The organism is Pseudomonas jessenii, from assembly GCF_002236115.1.
Classification (GTDB): Bacteria; Pseudomonadota; Gammaproteobacteria; order Pseudomonadales; family Pseudomonadaceae; genus Aquipseudomonas; species Aquipseudomonas jessenii.
In genome coordinates this window covers 851,186-867,782 of the sequence record NZ_NIWT01000001.1, presented here as the reverse complement: position 1 = coordinate 867,782, position 16,597 = coordinate 851,186, and the positions used below count along the sequence as shown (strand labels likewise).

Below are 16,597 nucleotides of genomic sequence, written 5' to 3'. Positions count from 1 at the left end.
GTGAATGTGACCTGAGTGTCTCGTCCAGCTTCACCCACCTGTCACCCTGTTTCCTCTGCCCGAGAATCAGGAACCGGGTGACGGACCACCCCGAAAGGGGTTTTGCACGCGACGCTTTCATCAATAACAAGCCCAAGCGGAGTACCACAGATGGCGTTCTTCACCGCAGCCAGCAAAGCCGACTTCCAGCACCAACTGCAAGCGGCACTGGCGCAGCACATCAGTGAACAGGCACTGCCACAAGTGGCGCTGTTTTCTGAACAATTCTTCGGCATCATTTCCCTTGACGAGCTGACCCAGCGTCGGTTGTCCGACCTTGCTGGCTGCACCCTTTCTGCATGGCGCATGCTTGAGCGCTTTGATCACGCGCAGCCGCAAGTGCGCGTTTACAACCCTGATTACGAACGCCACGGCTGGCAGTCGACCCATACCGCGGTCGAAGTGCTGCACCACGACCTGCCTTTCCTGGTGGACTCGGTGCGTACCGAGCTGAACCGCCGCGGCTACAGCATCCATACCCTGCAAACCACCGTGCTGAGCGTGCGTCGTGGCAGCAAGGGCGAGTTGCTGGAAATCCTGCCTAAAGGCACCCAGGGCGACGACATTCAGCAAGAATCGCTGATGTACCTGGAGATCGACCGCTGCGCCAACACCGCCGAGCTCAATGTGCTGAGCAAAGAGCTGGAGCAGGTGCTCGGTGAAGTCCGCGTGGCCGTCGGCGATTTCGAGCCGATGAAGGCCAAGGTCCAGGACATCCTGACCAAGCTGGACAACAGCCAGTTCGCCGTCGATGGCGACGAGAAGAACGAAATCAAGAGCTTCCTGGAATGGCTGGTGGGCAACCACTTCACCTTCCTCGGTTATGAAGAGTTCGTGGTCAGCGACGAAGCCGATGGCGGCCATATCGTCTACGACAAGGACTCCTTCCTCGGCCTGACCAAGCTGCTGCGTGCCGGCCTGACCTACGATGACCTGCGCATCGAAGACTACGCCGTGAACTACCTGCGCGAACCGACCCTGCTGTCGTTCGCCAAGGCCGCGCACCCAAGCCGTGTACACCGTCCGGCTTACCCGGACTACGTGTCGATCCGCGAAATCGACGCCGACGGCAAGGTCATCAAGGAATGCCGTTTCATGGGCCTGTACACCTCGTCGGTGTATGGCGAGAGCGTGCGGGTGATCCCGTACATCCGCCGCAAGGTCGAGGAAATCGAACGCCGTTCCGGCTTCCAGGCCAAGGCTCACCTGGGCAAGGAACTGGCGCAGGTGCTCGAAGTGCTGCCGCGCGACGATCTGTTCCAGACCCCGGTGGACGAGCTGTTCAGCACCGTGATGTCGATCGTGCAGATCCAGGAACGCAACAAGATTCGCGTGTTCCTGCGCAAAGACCCGTACGGCCGTTTCTGCTACTGCCTGGCCTACGTGCCGCGTGACATCTATTCCACCGAAGTGCGCCAGAAGATCCAGCAGGTGCTGATGGATCGCCTGAAAGCCTCGGACTGCGAGTTCTGGACCTTCTTCTCCGAGTCCGTGCTGGCCCGCGTGCAGTTGATTCTGCGCGTCGACCCGAAGAACCGCCTCGATATCGACCCGCTGTTGCTCGAAAAAGAAGTGGTGCAGGCCTGCCGCAGCTGGCAGGACGACTACGCCGCCCTGACCGTTGAAAGCTTCGGTGAAGCCCATGGCACCAACGTGCTGGCCGACTTCCCGAAAGGCTTCCCGGCCGGTTACCGCGAGCGTTTCGCAGCCCACTCGGCTGTGGTCGACATGCAACACCTGCTGAGCCTCAACGAAAAAAATCCGCTGGTGATGAGCTTCTACCAGCCGCTGGGTCAGGTTTCCGGCCAGCGCATGCTGCACTGCAAGCTGTACCACGCCGATACCCCGCTGGCGCTGTCCGACGTGCTGCCGATCCTGGAAAACCTCGGCCTGCGCGTGCTGGGTGAGTTCCCGTATCGCCTGCGCCACAACAGTGGCCGCGAGTTCTGGATTCACGATTTCGCGTTCACCGCCGCCGAAGGCCTGGAACTCGACATCCAGCAGTTGAACGACACGCTGCAGGACGCATTCGTCCACATCGTGCGTGGCGATGCCGAGAACGACGGGTTCAACCGTCTGGTACTGACCGCCGGCCTGCCATGGCGCGACGTGGCGCTGCTGCGTGCCTACGCCCGCTACATGAAGCAGATCCGTCTGGGCTTCGACCTGGGCTATATCGCCAGCACCCTGAACAACCACACCGATATCGCTCACGAGCTGACCCGGTTGTTCAAGACCCGTTTCTACCTGGCGCGCAAGCTGACCGGCGAAGATCTGGGAGACAAGCAGCAACGCCTGGAACACGCGATCCTCAGCGCCCTGGACGATGTCCAGGTACTGAACGAAGACCGCATCCTGCGTCGCTACCTGGACCTGATCAAGGCCACCCTGCGCACCAACTTCTACCAGACTGACGCCAACGGCCATAACAAGTCGTACTTCAGCTTCAAGTTCAACCCGCACTTGATTCCCGAGCTGCCCAAGCCTGTACCGAAGTTCGAAATCTTCGTTTACTCGCCGCGCGTCGAAGGCGTGCACCTGCGCTTCGGCAACGTGGCCCGTGGTGGCCTGCGCTGGTCCGACCGTGAAGAAGACTTCCGTACTGAAGTCCTGGGCCTGGTAAAAGCCCAGCAAGTGAAGAACTCGGTGATCGTGCCGGTGGGTGCGAAGGGCGGCTTCCTGCCGCGTCGCCTGCCACTGGGCGGCAGCCGTGACGAGATCGCGGCCGAGGGCATCGCCTGCTACCGCATCTTCATTTCGGGTCTGTTGGACATCACCGACAACCTGAAGGACGGCGCCCTGGTGCCGCCGGCCAACGTCGTGCGTCATGACGACGATGACCCGTACCTGGTCGTAGCGGCGGACAAGGGCACTGCGACCTTCTCCGACATCGCCAACGGCATCGCCATCGACTACGGTTTCTGGTTGGGTGACGCGTTTGCGTCCGGCGGTTCGGCCGGTTACGACCACAAGAAAATGGGCATCACCGCCAAGGGCGCGTGGGTCGGCGTACAGCGCCACTTCCGCGAGCGCGGCATCAATGTCCAGGAAGACAGCATCACCGTGGTCGGTGTCGGCGACATGGCCGGTGACGTGTTCGGTAACGGCTTGCTGATGTCCGACAAGCTGCAACTGGTCGCAGCGTTCAACCACCTGCACATTTTCATCGATCCGAACCCTGAGCCGGCGTCGAGTTTCGCCGAGCGTCAGCGCCTGTTCGACCTGCCACGTTCGGCTTGGTCGGACTACGACACCAGCCTCATGTCCGAAGGCGGCGGCATCTTCTCCCGTAGCGCGAAGAGCATTGCGATTTCCCCGCAAATGCAGGAACGCTTCGATATCCAGGCCGACAAGCTGACCCCGACCGAGCTGCTCAACGCCTTGCTCAAGGCTCCAGTGGATCTGTTGTGGAACGGCGGTATCGGTACTTACGTCAAGGCCAGCAGCGAAAGCCACGCCGATGTCGGCGACAAGGCCAACGATGCACTGCGGGTGAACGGCAACGAACTGCGCTGCAAAGTCGTGGGCGAGGGCGGTAACCTGGGCATGACCCAACTGGGTCGCGTCGAGTTCGGCCTCAATGGCGGCGGTTCCAACACCGACTTCATCGACAACGCCGGTGGCGTGGACTGCTCCGACCACGAAGTGAACATCAAGATCCTGCTCAACGAAGTGGTTCAGGCCGGCGACATGACCGACAAGCAACGTAATGAGTTGCTGGCGAGCATGACCGACGAAGTCGGTGGTCTGGTGCTGGGTAACAACTACAAGCAGACTCAGGCCCTGTCGTTGGCAGCCCGCCGTGCATTGCCGCGGATCGCCGAATACAAGCGCCTGATGAACGACCTGGAAGGTCGCGGCAAGCTGGATCGCGCCATCGAGTTCCTGCCGGCCGAAGAAGCGATCAACGAGCGCATCGCAGAAGGCCATGGCCTGACCCGTGCCGAGCTGTCGGTGCTGATCTCGTACAGCAAGATCGACCTCAAGGAGCAGTTGCTGGGCTCCCTGGTGCCGGACGACGACTACCTGACCCGCGACATGGAAACCGCTTTCCCGCCAACACTGGTGAGCAAGTTCTCCGCGGCGATGCGTCGTCACCGTCTGAAGCGCGAAATCGTCAGCACCCAGATTGCCAACGATCTGGTCAACCACATGGGCATCACCTTCGTTCAACGACTCAAAGAGTCGACCGGCATGAGCCCGGCGAACGTGGCCGGTGCTTATGTGATCGTGCGTGACATTTTCCACCTCCCGCACTGGTTCCGTCAGATTGAAAACCTGGACTACAAGGTTTCCGCCGACGTACAACTGGAGCTGATGGACGAGCTGATGCGCCTGGGCCGTCGCGCCACGCGCTGGTTCTTGCGTGCCCGCCGCAACGAGCAGAACGCTGCCCGTGACGTCGCGCACTTCGGTCCGCATCTGGCGGCGTTGGGCCTCAAACTCGACGAATTGCTCAGTGGCGAGATCCGCGAAACCTGGCAGACCCGTTATCAGGCGTATGTCGAAGCCGGTGTGCCGGAGTTGCTGGCGCGCATGGTGGCTGGCACCACGCACCTGTATACGCTGCTGCCGATCATCGAGGCTTCCGACGTGACCGGCCAGGATCCTGCCGACGTGGCCAAGGCCTACTTCGCCGTGGGCAGTGCACTGGACATCACCTGGTACCTGCAACAGATCAGTGCTCTGCCGGTTGAAAACAACTGGCAGGCCCTGGCCCGTGAAGCCTTCCGTGATGACGTCGACTGGCAGCAACGTGCGATCACCATCTCGGTCCTGCAACAGGGCGACGGTTCCCAGGAGGTGGAAACACGCCTGGACCTGTGGATGCAGCAGCATGAAGGCATGATCGAACGCTGGCGTGCCATGCTGGTGGAAATCCGTGCCGCCAGCGGCACCGACTACGCCATGTACGCGGTGGCCAACCGCGAATTGCTGGACCTGGCGTTGAGCGGTCAAGCGGTGGTGCCTGCCGCCGTCGCCGCCGCCGAGCTGGAACCGGCTGCCTGATCAGGCGTTGAATGAAAAAGCCCCGCATCGAGAGATGCGGGGCTTTTTTCATTCCAGGGGCAAGACAACACGCCGGCCCATGTTTGGAACTCAGCTGTAGGGTGTAGAGCTTGCGGGCGAAGAGACCTGCCTTTCCAGAATTTTCAGCTCGAACGTGGCAATGTCGCCGGACTTGTCGGTGAAGCACCTGCTGTACGCCGGATCACGCCAGATTTCTTTTTTGATAATGGCGGCGTTGCGTGCTTTCAAGTGAACGGTGGCTGTGTCACCGCTCAAATCATCAAGCGTGATGATTTGCTGATTGCTGTCCAGCAAATTGAAGGAGGTGGTATCACCGCCGGCGGCCGGGAAGGCGCCCAGGACGCCATGTTCGTTCTTGCTAAAATATTTTTGATAGTAGGCTTCGCTCAAAATCTGCATGTTGTAGTAGTCGTCATAACACCAGAAGTGGATGACCATGGCCGGCCTTTTTCTGCCACCTACAGGGAGCAGTTCTCGGCTTACAGGATCATAGGCTTCGAAGGTAGACACTATATTTGGCGGGATCGGCGATTTGAGTCTCTGAGGTTCAAAATGCCTCGAGTTCAATATCTGGTCAAAAAATGTCATGTTGACACCATTGCACTTGATGCGGGCAATGAAGGATCTTTCCTGGTCTTTAGTCATTGAGACTTCCCTGTCTGTAGAAAACGGTTGGTCGCGCTTTAACGCGGATCTAAAGATAGCGCTAATCGAAAGTCATGGTTTTGATTAATTGTGAGCAAACCCTTCCTGTCCTGGTCAGGGTTTACTCACATTATCTGCCTTAGTCTTAATACAATTTCCGCTCTGAGGTCTGGTGGATCATCGAGACGTTACTTGTCGGGCTAGTCAATAAATTGCTGAGCGACTGGTCAAACTTCTGCAATGCCCTTACTTGCACATTTTGTTGCTCGTTGATATCGGCAACAATCTCTTCACTGCGTTTATAGTCCGCCCATACCGGGCTGAGCGCTCTGGCGTCATAACCTTGTGCGGTGCCAATGTAGTTGAAGTGCCTGTCATAGAAATCGGCACTGACTTTGGACTCGACGTCCGAACTGCGCGAGGTGATCAATTGGCTGCGGCTGTCGACAATGGCTACCACATCCGGTTTCGCCGCTTTGAGGCTCTGCATGTCCGGGTACACGGTGACCGATCCGAATTGCCGTTGAAGCGAGGCTTTGACCCATTCCACCGCGAGGTCGGGTCTGGAGGTGGCGACATAGGCGTCGTGGATCTCCCGTACCAGCAGACTCTGGCCGAAACCCGTGCCGGCATTGGCCTGGTAATTCTGTAGATAGGCACGGTTAGCGTGGGTGTTTTGGCTGTACACCACGCCCAGGGCCACATTGCTGCCGTTGGGAATACGAGTCGCGTTGCTGCGGCCGACCGGTTCGGTGAACACACTTTCCAGCGAAGGCCCCGCAGAGGGTGCGGTGGGAACCGAGCAGCCAGCCAAAAGCGCAGCTGATAGGGTAAGCGTACTGACAAATGCAAGTTTCATTGTGTTACTCCAGTGAAACAACATCAGTAAGGAAGTTGGAAATGCCGCAAGTGTTCGGCAGTTGCTCCAGACTAAACCGCAAAGTGAAGAATGAAATAGCCGATTGCGTGGATATCAGTCGACCTATAGTTTTGTTTGATTTAAATAAGTCGGGTTAATTGCCCCGGGAAATAAAAACGCCCGAATAGCAAATTTGGGCGTGTTTGTTTATGGCTATTCGATCAGCGATCAGTTTTTCAGGGGGACCAGCACCTGTTCGTCCGGCGACAACACCATGAACACCAGCAACTTGGCAGGCTCGGTAACGCTGGCGTTTTTCGATACCAGATGCTCGGAGCCGGCTGCTTCGTACCAGTATTCGCCCGCCTTGTACGTCACGGATTTCTCGCCTTTCACGTGAGAGGTGACAGACCCTGAAAGGACGTAGGCCATGGCTGTACCGTCGTGCTTGTGGGCAATGGACGATTGGCCGGGCTTGTAGTCGACTTCGATCATCAGCGCTTTTTTGCCCGGCACGTTTTTCAGCATGTGGTCCTGCAATACCGTGACTTTTTCCGAGGGGGCACCGGTTTCATGGGCGAATGCCGGGGCACCGATGGTCAGGGTCAGGGCAACAAGGGGAGCGGCACAGAAGCGCAAAACGTTCATGGATCATTACCTGCGTTGGATAAGTGGTCAGGAACCAATCTAGTCCGCCGCGAGGGGCAATCAAACAGCCAATATTCGGGAAGGCCAGGGGACCAATGTCTGGGCAGCTCGCTCCAGCGGGGGGTAATTCTGTAGGAGCGAGCTTGCTCGCGATGGATTCAGATTCGCCGCGTTTAACCAGGAAGCACGCGTTATCGTTGACGACCATCGCGAGCGAGCTCGCTCCTACAAGGGGGGGCCTAGCGGATCGGAAAGCTGTTGAAGTCGACGGAGTTGGCCAGTTGGCAATCGATCAGGTCGATGAAACCCTGGACTTGCGGGCTGTTGAAATGCGATCGCATGGCCTCTTCCGATTGCCAGTGGGCGCTGACGGTCCAGCGATTGCTGTCCTCGGGGCAGCGGTCGACCATATAGGATTCGCACCCGGGAAGTTCACGCAGGGTTTCGACAATCTTTTGCAGTTGCTTACCCAGTTCATCCGAGCGCCCGGCGGCGGCTTGTACCTGTACGGTATTGATCACTTCATGGGACATTGCTCACACTCCTGAATCAGGCCGGACGAATCCTGCTCATTGAGGGATAACGCCTATGCAGGATAGGCCCGGCCCCCGGGACCGCCAATAGCCAATCCCCGGATAAAACCGCAGGCCAATCCGTCAGGCCACTTGCTGCAGGATGTCGCGCAAACGGTCCAGGGCGATGTCGATGTCGAGGGTTTCGATGGCGCCAAAACCGAAAAAAAGCCCGGCCCTGGGCGTTTCCTGATAGAAAAAGCTGTCGATGGCATATAGCCCGACTTCGACTTTTTTCGCCAGTTCGATCACCAATGGAATATCCATCGGCACTTTGCACATCACCACCATGTGGAAGCCGGCAGTGGACGGTACCGCCTCCAGCCAGGGCGAAAGATCGCCGGCCATGCGCGCCAGGATCCGCTCGCGGCGCCCGGCATAGATCGTATGGCAGCGCCGGATGTGCTTGAGCAGGCAACCTTCGGCGATGAACTTGGCCAGCGCCCATTGGGGCAGGGTCGAGGTGTGCAGGTCGGTGAGCTGCTTGGCGCGCACCACGGCCTCGAGGATCGCCGGCGGCAGGATCCCGTAGCCGAGCCGCAGTTCCGGTAACAGGGTTTTGGAGAACGTCCCGACGTACGCGACGATTCCCCGTTCATCCATGCTTTGCAGGGAATCGGTGGGGCGGCCTTCATAGCGGAACTCGCTGTCGTAGTCGTCCTCGATGATGATCGCACCCAACTCATGGGCCTTGGCCAGCAGTGCTTCCCGGCGCGCCTGACTCATCGGCATGCCCAGCGGGAACTGGTGCGACGGGGTGACGTAGATCAGGCGCGTACCGCGAGGAATCTGGTCCACCACAATGCCTTCGGCGTCCACCGGTACGCCAATGACCGTGGCGCCATGGGTGCCGAACAGCAGGCGCGCTGGCGGGTAGCCGGGGTCTTCCATGGCGACCAGGCTGCCCGGACTGATCAGCACCCGGGCAATCAGGTCCAGCGCCTGCTGCGCGCCGTTGCACACCACCACATCCTCATCCTGACAATTGACCCCGCGGGAGAACGCGATGTGCTGCGCAATGGCGTTACGTAGCGCCGGCAAGCCCTCGGGCTGGCTGTATAAGCCCTTGGAACCGGCAATCTGGCGCATTGCATGAGAGGTGCAGCGCCGCCAGTCATCCTGGGGAAACTGGCCCTTGCTGGTGGCGCCACCAATGAAGTCGTAGCGCAGCGAGCCTTCCAGGGTCGGATGACGCAGAAACACCGGCAGGTTGCGCCAGTACTCGATCACCTCGAAGCCGCCGAGTTCGGTGTGGTTCTGTTTACGCTGCACCTTCGACGAGCGCGCGTTGACATAGGTGCCTTTGCCGACCACCCCGGTGAGGAAGTTTTCGTAAGTCAGTTGGGCGTAGGTGTCGGAAATGGTCTTGCGCGAAATACCCAGTTGTTCGGCCAGCAAGCGGCTGGGGGGCAGTTGTGTCCCGGCGGTCAGGCGACCGGACTCGATAGCGCTGCGCAGTTGGTTGTACAGCTGGCCGGCCAGGTCCTTGCGACCGTTGATGACAACATGTAGTTCCATACCGGCGAGGCTCCGGGGCTGTTGGGCGCGTGTGCGTCGCGCAAGATTACTCTTATCCGCTTGTGGTACAGAAGTTGTGCAGTGGAAAAACCGTCAATTGGTCTGGCGACGGTGGTCCCCGGGGAAATCGCCTGATTGGAACTGTCATGCCCCCGCGCCAGCGACTACCGTGAAGATCACATCACGCCTGCACGAGATCGCCCCATGAACCCCCGCCTGGATTACTACAGCGCGTCGCCCAAAGCGATGAAAGCCATGATCGCCATGGAGGCCCTGGCCAGCAGCCTGAGTATCGAGCAGGGCCTGCTGCACCTGATCAAGATTCGTGCTTCGCAGCTCAATGGCTGTGCCTTTTGCACCGATATGCACTCGGTGGATGCACGGCGCCTGGGCGAAAGCGACCGGCGTCTGTATTCCATTGTGGTCTGGCGCGACAGCAACTTTTTCAATCCTCGGGAAAGAGCCGCGCTGGCCTGGACCGAGGCGGTCACCTTGCTCTCCGAAAGCCATGTGCCGGACGATGTCTACGCGCAAGCCAGGGAGCAGTTCAGTGAAAGCGAAATGGTCGACCTGACCATTGCCGTTACCACCATCAACAGCTGGAATCGCCTGGCCGTGAGCTTTCGGCAGACACCCAGCGCCTGAGTCATTGTCACAGCAGGTTCATGAACGATCCGCAGGATGCACCTGTCAGTGTCAGATCGACAGGGAGTCCTCGATGTCATTCATGGAAGCCAGCGCCCACCAGGGGGCTGCGGAATATCGTGTAGCTATTGATAAAAATGCGTCCTGGCGCCAGTTGGCGGCGGCTATCGACCCCGAACTGGCGCTGTGTTTCACCGTCAGCGCCCGTTGCGGTTGCTTCATGCAGGCCGCCCGCAGTCTCAACATCAAGACCACCCGCCTGCGCAGGCAACTGGTGCTGCTGGAAACGCAGCTCCAATGTTCGCTGTTCAACCATAGCGACAATGGTTTGAGCCTCAGCCGCGATGGCTTGCGCTTGCACGCACAATTGATCGCCCTGGCCCATGAGCGCGGTTTGCCGGTGGTCGAGCAGCCGTTGATTCGCCTGGCCGTGGCGGATTCGATCCTGCATGACATTCTCGGGCGCGACCTGGTTGCACTGCTGCGGCGCAACGCCAGCGTTCGGCTGGAGATCATGACGCTCGACAGCGAGTTGGCTTTGCAGGCGGTCAGCGCCGACGTGGTGGTGTGGCTGGGCGAGACCGGATCGCCGTTGCCGGGACCGAGCTTTGCCACCACCGAACCCCGGCGCCTGGCGCAACTCGATTACCTGCCGCACATAGCCAAGCGCTACTCGCGGGTTGCCTCCAGGCCGGAATGCCTGGATGACCTGGCCGATTTTCTCCTGGTGCAATGGCGGCAGGACGGCCAGGTTGAGAGCTTCCGGCCATGGAATACGCTGGTGGATCAGCGCCCGGTCGGGGTGGTGCAACTGCAATCCCGGGAGCTGATGCTGGAGATGATCCGTTGCAGTGCCGGCATCGGCCTGCTGCCGCACTACATGAGCCACTTCGACCGCGGGCTGATTGCCTTGCCGGGCCTGTTTGACCAGCCTATGCGGCGTCAGGTGTGGATGGCGGTCAATGCTGATTCCGGGGACGACGAGCAGGTACGGATGATCGTCGAATTGATCGAAAACACCTTCAGCGAGCGCCGGGAGTGGTTCGAAAGCTGAGCATGATTAAAATGTGGGAGCGGGCTTGCTCGCGAAGGCGCCATCACATCCGACATTGAAGACGACTGGTCAACCGCCTTCGCGAGCAAGCCCGCTCCCACATTGGTTCTCGCCACACGCGAAGGTCGCGTTGTAGAGTGAACGGCCATGTCTGCTTCAAGGATGATTCACCCATGCCAGCCACCGAACCCGTCATTACCCTCGAACGCTTCAACGAGTCCCATATCGAAGGCGTTGCGGCGTTGTACAACGACCCGGCCATCGCCCGTCAAACCCTGCAAATGCCGTTTCAGTCCACCGAACTCTGGCGCAGTCGCCTGGCGCTGGATAACGAACGCTTGGTGAAAGTGGTGGCCCTGCATCAAGGCACGGTCATCGGCAACATTGGCCTGGAGCAGTTCTCACGCATTCGTCGCAGCCATGCCGGCAGTTTCGGCATGGGCGTTGCGGTGGCGTGGCAGGGCAAGGGGGTGGGCTCGAAGCTGATCGCGACGGCGCTGGATATCGCCGACAACTGGATGAATCTGCAGCGCATCGAGCTTTCGGTGTATGCGGACAACGAAGCGGCCATTTCCCTGTACCGCAAGTTCGGCTTCGAAACCGAGGGCCTGTACCGCGACTACGCCGTGCGTGACGGCGTGCTGGTGGACACCTTGAGCATGGCGCGCCTGCGCCGCACGCCCAAGGCCGGTTGAGTCAGCCACCGCCTCCTGCGCATTCAGTCCGGCGGTGGCAGTACCGCTCACGCTTTTACTCGTACGCCCGCCACGCGCATCTGCCATGCTTGATATCCGCAACACCGCTTCAACCAAAGGAACACCGCTATGGACGATGTACAGCAACTGGGCGAAATGCTTCGCCACTACGCCGAAAGCGAAGCGCACAAAAAGCAAGTGTTCGAGTCGCAATCGGCCGAGTGGGCGAAGCGCATTGGTGCGCTGTTCGATCAGATCCAGCAGTGGTTGGAACCGGTCAAGGCACCTGACCTGCTCGTAGTGAACCGCGAAGTGTACGTCGCGTCGGGGCCGAGTGTTCCGGTGGAGAGCTCTCCGTTCAAGACCGAAAAGCTGAGCATCCTGATCACTGGCAAACCGGTGGAATTCGTGCCGGAGGTAATGGGTGTCGGCGGGCAGATTTCCGTGGCGGTGATGGGCTTTACAGCAGCACGTTATGGCAGCGTGTCACTGGTGTGCCTGCCGCCATCCACTGGCTGGCAGTGGCGCAAGACCAATGGCTTGAAAGACCCGGACACTTTTGAGTTCGATGCAAACTTCCTGGCGCAACAACTGCAAAGCCTGATTCCCAGGGAGCGTGCCTGAAATCTCGACATACAACCCTGTGGGAGCGAGCTTGCTCCCACAGTAATCGGTGCTACATCAGATATCGAGGGTTTCCCAATCCGGGTTCGCCTCTTCCGGCGGCAGTGTTCTAACGGTTTTTCCGGTCGCCAATTCCACCCGCCGCGCCACTTCCGGGTCATCCGCAAACGGGATCAGGCTTGCATCGTCCAGGCTCTCGGCGGTCTGGTGGCGCAGACAATACTCGACGGCGAACCACAAAAATGCCACAGCCAGAATGTTCAATATGACTTCAATCATCAGGCAAACCGCGCCTCGCGTTCGGCCATCGCCACGTCCGTTACCCGCACCGTGCGCCACACGTTGTAGGCCATCAGCAGCATACCGCTGAGGAAGAACACCCCGCCGGCAAAGCGCACGACGAATCCCGGATGGCTTGCCTGCAAGGCTTCGACGAAGGAGTAGGTCAGCGTGCCGTCATCGTTGATCGCGCGCCACATCAGGCCCTGGGTGATGCCGTTGACCCACATCGAGGCGATGTACAGCACGGTGCCGATGGTCGCCAGCCAAAAGTGCAGGTTGATTAGCGGCGTGCTGTGCATCTGATCGCGCCCGAATACCTTCGGCACCATGTGATAGGTCGCACCGAAGGTAATCATCGCCACCCAGCCCAGCGCCCCGGCGTGCACGTGGCCGATGGTCCAGTCGGTGTAGTGGGAGAGGGCGTTGACCGTCTTGATCGCCATCATCGGCCCCTCGAAGGTCGACATGCCGTAGAACGCCAGGGACAACACCAGGAAACGCAGGATCGGGTCGGTGCGCAACTTATGCCAGGCACCGGACAGGGTCATCATGCCGTTGATCATTCCGCCCCAACTCGGCGCCAGCAGGATCAGCGACATGGCCATGCCCAGCGACTGCGCCCAGTCCGGCAGCGCGGTGTAGTGCAAGTGGTGCGGGCCGGCCCAGATGTACAGGGTGATCAGCGCCCAGAAGTGCACAATCGACAGGCGATAGGAATACACCGGCCGGCCCGCCTGTTTCGGCACGAAGTAATACATCATCCCCAGGAAACCGGTGGTCAGGAAAAAGCCCACGGCGTTGTGCCCGTACCACCATTGCACCATGGCGTCGGTAGCCCCGGAATACACCGGATAGGACTTGAACCAGTCGACTGGAATCGATAGGTGATTGACCACGTGCAGCATGGCGATGACCACGATGAATGCACCGAAGAACCAGTTGCCGACGTAGATGTGTCTGGTCTTGCGTTGCACTACGGTAGTGAAGAACACCACGGCGTATGCAACCCAGACCACGGTCATCCACACCGCGCCGGTGAATTCGATTTCGGCGTATTCCTTGGTGGTGGTGTAGCCCAACGGCAGGGTGATCAGCATCACCACAATCACCGACTGCCAGCCCCAGAACGTGAAGGCAGCGAGTGTGTCCGAGAACAGCCGCACCTGGCAGGTACGTTGCACCGCGTAATAGCTGGCGGCGAATTGCGCGCTGCCGGCGAAACCGAAAATCACCAGGCTGGTGTGCAGCGGGCGCAAGCGGCCGAAGGTGGTCCACGGCAGGTCCAGGTTCATCTGCGGCCACACCAGTTGCGAGGCGATCCACACGCCCATCGCCATCCCCACGATGCCCCAGATTACGGTCGCCACGATGAATTGGCGGACGACCTTGTAGTTATAGGCCTGTCCGATGGTTGTTGTGCTCATGGTCAATGCTTCCTCGGTTGCAATGCCGTGCACTGTAAAAACACCGGTAAAAACAAAACAGGCTCAGGGAAAATTCATTTGTGCGGATCAGATTTTTCGGCGCTCCTGCGGCGGTCCACCGTGATCTGATACGGTTTTTTAGAGTTCAAGTGAATCTGTAACGTACTGCGCCGCAAGCTCATAGTCATTACCTCGAAACGAGCCGCAGAGCCCGACTTGCGCCCCCTGTAGGAGCGAGCTTGCTCGCGATGGACGTCAACGAAAACGCGAACCTCCTGGATAAACGCGTCGCCTTTGACTCCATCGCGAGCAAGCTCGCTCCTACAGGGTTCTGTGCCTAATTCTGATGAGGTAGCCAGATGTATCAGTACGACGACTACGACCGGGCATTGGTGCTCGAACGAGTTGCGCAGTTTCGTGATCAGGTCGAGCGCTTTCTGGCCGGTGAGCTGAACGAAGAAGAGTTCCTGCCATTGCGCCTGCAGAACGGCCTGTACATGCAAAAGCATGCCTACATGCTGCGAGTGGCGATTCCCTACGGCACGCTGAGTGCCCGGCAGATGCGTACGTTGGCGAGCATCGCCAGGGATTACGATCGCGGTTACGGCCATTTCACCACCCGGCAGAACATGCAGTTCAACTGGATCGAACTGGCCCAGGTGCCGTCGATCCTCGAACGCCTGGCCGAGGTGGAAATGCATGCGATCCAGACCTCCGGCAACTGTGTGCGCAACATCACCACCGAAGCCTTTGCCGGGGTTGCGGCCGACGAAATGATTGACCCGCGACCGTTGGCGGAAATTCTGCGGCAGTGGTCGACCATCAACCCGGAATTCCTGTTCCTGCCGCGCAAGTTCAAGATCGCCATCTGCTCGGCCGAGCAGGACCGCGCGGCGATCATGATGCATGACATCGGCCTTTATCTTTACCCAGGCTCCGAAGGGCACATGCTCCTGCGAGTCATGGTAGGCGGCGGTCTGGGGCGCACGCCGATCCTCGGCGTGCAGATCCGCGAAGGCTTGCCGTGGCAGCACCTGCTGTCTTACGTAGAGGCGGTGCTGCGGGTGTATAACCGCCATGGCCGGCGGGACAACAAGTACAAGGCGCGAATCAAGATTCTGGTCAAAGCCCTGGGCATCGAGGCCTTCGCCCGGGAAGTGGAAGAAGAGTGGCAGTTCCTCAAGGACGGCCCGGCGCAACTGACCCTTGACGAGTTCGAGCGGGTGGCCAGTGCGTTCGTCGCACCGCCCTATCGTGATCTGTCCGACACCAATCTCGATTTCGGCACGCACCTGGCCGAAAACCCGGCGTTCGCTCGCTGGGTGCAGCGTAACGTGCAGCCGCACAAAATATCGGGCTATGCCAGCGTGGTGTTGTCGACCAAGCCCGGCAGCGCTGCGCCACCGGGCGATGTCACCACCGAACAGATGGAGGCGGTGGCCGAGTGGTCTGAGCGCTTTGGCTTCGGTGAAATCCGCATTGCCCATGAGCAGAATATCGTCCTTCCGGACGTGTCCAAGGCCGATCTGTTCACCCTGTGGCGCCTGGCCTGCGGACACAATCTGGGCAGCGCCAACGCCGGATTGCTCACCGACATCATCGCCTGCCCCGGTGGCGACTTCTGCGCGCTGGCCAACGCCAAGTCGATCCCCATCGCCAAGGCTATTGCCGCACGCTTCGAAGACCTCGACTACCTGCACGACCTGGGCGATATCAGCCTCAATATTTCCGGCTGCATGAATGCCTGCGGTCACCATCACATCGGCAACATCGGCATTCTGGGGGTCGATAAGAACGGCACCGAGTGGTACCAGATCACCCTCGGCGGCGCCCAGGGCAAGAACAGTGCGTTGGGCAAGGTCATTGGCCCGTCCTTCAGCTCCGCCGAAGTGCCCGAGGTGATCGAGCGCATCATCGACACCTTCGTGCGTTATCGCGAGAGCGAAGAACTGTTCGTCGACGCCTTCCAACGGATCGGGCTAGAGCCGTTCAAGGAGGCGGTCTATGCGAAAGTGCTGGAGGTGTCGGCATGAACAATCTGTTGCGGCTGGAAGAGGGCGTGGCGCGGATTGTCGCGGATGATCAATGGAAGCTCGTGCGCGACCCGCAAGCACCGCTGCCCGTGGGAGCAACGATTCTGCCGCTGAGCCGTTGGCTGGAAAACCCGTTGCAAAACGGCGTGTGGCTGGGGCCGGACGATGAAGTGGAAAGCCTTCAGCCATGGTTTACCCAACTGCCCTTGATCGCCCTGGATTTTCCGAGCTTTCGCGATGGCCGCGGGTACAGCCAGGCGTATCTGCTGCGTGCGCGATTGGGTTGGGCCGGCGAGTTGCGCGCCATCGGCGATGTCTTGCGCGATCAACTCAGCCACATGCGCCAATGCGGTTTCGACAGCTTTGCCGTGCGTGAAGACAAATCCGCAGAAGATGCATTGAAGGGATTGGCGGGGATGAGCGTGTTGTACGGGCGTTCGGTGATTGAGCCGCGGCCGTTGTTCAGGCGGCGCTGAATTCGGTCCCTGCAGGAGCGAGCTTGCTCGCGATGGACGTCAACGAAAACGC

The 16,597-nt window shown here is 59.6% G+C and carries 14 protein-coding genes; 7 read left to right on the top strand and 7 right to left on the bottom strand.

Annotated elements, in window-relative coordinates; translation table 11 throughout:
- The first annotated feature begins 150 nt into the window (after nt 1-150).
- Nucleotides 151-5,049, top strand: a complete 4,899-nt coding sequence (locus tag PSJE_RS03880; protein WP_090455035.1) for an NAD-glutamate dehydrogenase — start codon at nt 151-153, stop codon at nt 5,047-5,049.
- A gap of 90 nt (nt 5,050-5,139) precedes the next feature.
- Here PSJE_RS03880 and PSJE_RS30255 read toward each other — a convergent pair whose 3' ends face one another.
- The 5 genes from PSJE_RS30255 to pdxR form a co-directional block, all read right to left on the bottom strand.
- Nucleotides 5,140-5,715: a hypothetical protein gene (locus PSJE_RS30255; protein WP_139212682.1), complete on the bottom strand. Its 576-nt coding sequence runs from the start codon at nt 5,713-5,715 to the stop codon at nt 5,140-5,142.
- Nucleotides 5,716-5,860: 145 nt separating this feature from the next.
- Nucleotides 5,861-6,574 (bottom strand): ATPase, encoded by a 714-nt coding sequence (locus PSJE_RS03870; protein ID WP_090455036.1) that lies wholly within the window; start codon nt 6,572-6,574, stop codon nt 5,861-5,863.
- A 228-nt stretch (nt 6,575-6,802) separates the two neighbouring features.
- Entirely contained in the window at nt 6,803-7,222 is a 420-nt protein-coding gene (locus tag PSJE_RS03865) for a cupin domain-containing protein (RefSeq protein ID WP_090455037.1), read from the bottom strand.
- 239 nt (nt 7,223-7,461) lie between these two features.
- Nucleotides 7,462-7,755: a putative quinol monooxygenase gene (locus tag PSJE_RS03855; protein ID WP_057714996.1), complete on the bottom strand. Its 294-nt coding sequence runs from the start codon at nt 7,753-7,755 to the stop codon at nt 7,462-7,464.
- Between the two features lie 123 nt (nt 7,756-7,878).
- Complete coding sequence (pdxR, locus tag PSJE_RS03850; protein WP_090455038.1) at nt 7,879-9,312, bottom strand: MocR-like pyridoxine biosynthesis transcription factor PdxR; 1,434 nt, start codon at nt 9,310-9,312, stop codon at nt 7,879-7,881.
- A gap of 204 nt (nt 9,313-9,516) precedes the next feature.
- On the opposite strand from pdxR, the gene PSJE_RS03845 reads away from it, so the two are divergent.
- The 4 genes from PSJE_RS03845 (at nt 9,517) to PSJE_RS03830 (ending at nt 12,330) form a co-directional block, all read left to right on the top strand.
- Nucleotides 9,517-9,957 (top strand): carboxymuconolactone decarboxylase family protein, encoded by a 441-nt coding sequence (locus tag PSJE_RS03845; RefSeq protein WP_057714994.1) that lies wholly within the window; start codon nt 9,517-9,519, stop codon nt 9,955-9,957.
- Nucleotides 9,958-10,030: 73 nt separating this feature from the next.
- Nucleotides 10,031-11,011 (top strand): LysR family transcriptional regulator, encoded by a 981-nt coding sequence (locus tag PSJE_RS03840; RefSeq protein WP_090455039.1) that lies wholly within the window; start codon nt 10,031-10,033, stop codon nt 11,009-11,011.
- Nucleotides 11,012-11,184: 173 nt separating this feature from the next.
- Complete coding sequence (locus PSJE_RS03835; protein WP_090455040.1) at nt 11,185-11,706, top strand: GNAT family N-acetyltransferase; 522 nt, start codon at nt 11,185-11,187, stop codon at nt 11,704-11,706.
- Nucleotides 11,707-11,835: 129 nt separating this feature from the next.
- Nucleotides 11,836-12,330, top strand: a complete 495-nt coding sequence (locus tag PSJE_RS03830) for a hypothetical protein (RefSeq protein WP_057714991.1) — start codon at nt 11,836-11,838, stop codon at nt 12,328-12,330.
- A 57-nt stretch (nt 12,331-12,387) separates the two neighbouring features.
- On the opposite strand, the gene PSJE_RS03825 is transcribed toward PSJE_RS03830, so the two are convergent.
- Both PSJE_RS03825 and ccoN read right to left on the bottom strand, forming a co-directional pair.
- The gene (locus PSJE_RS03825; protein ID WP_090455041.1) at nt 12,388-12,609 is read right to left on the bottom strand and encodes a CcoQ/FixQ family Cbb3-type cytochrome c oxidase assembly chaperone; all 222 of its coding nucleotides are present in this window, start codon (nt 12,607-12,609) and stop codon (nt 12,388-12,390) included.
- Nucleotides 12,609-14,036: a cytochrome-c oxidase, cbb3-type subunit I gene (gene ccoN / locus PSJE_RS03820; RefSeq protein ID WP_090455042.1), complete on the bottom strand. Its 1,428-nt coding sequence runs from the start codon at nt 14,034-14,036 to the stop codon at nt 12,609-12,611. Before ccoN ends, PSJE_RS03825 begins: the two co-directional genes overlap by 1 nt.
- Before the next feature lie 359 nt (nt 14,037-14,395).
- Between ccoN and PSJE_RS03810 the strand changes: the two genes are divergently transcribed.
- Together PSJE_RS03810 and PSJE_RS03805 are read left to right on the top strand one after the other, a co-directional pair.
- The gene (locus PSJE_RS03810; RefSeq protein ID WP_090455043.1) at nt 14,396-16,069 is read left to right on the top strand and encodes a nitrite/sulfite reductase; all 1,674 of its coding nucleotides are present in this window, start codon (nt 14,396-14,398) and stop codon (nt 16,067-16,069) included.
- A complete protein-coding gene (locus PSJE_RS03805) occupies nt 16,066-16,545 on the top strand; it encodes a DUF934 domain-containing protein (protein WP_090455044.1) in 480 nt (159 codons plus the stop codon). The genes PSJE_RS03810 and PSJE_RS03805 overlap by 4 nt, the downstream gene beginning before the upstream one ends.
- Nucleotides 16,546-16,597 lie beyond the last annotated feature (52 nt).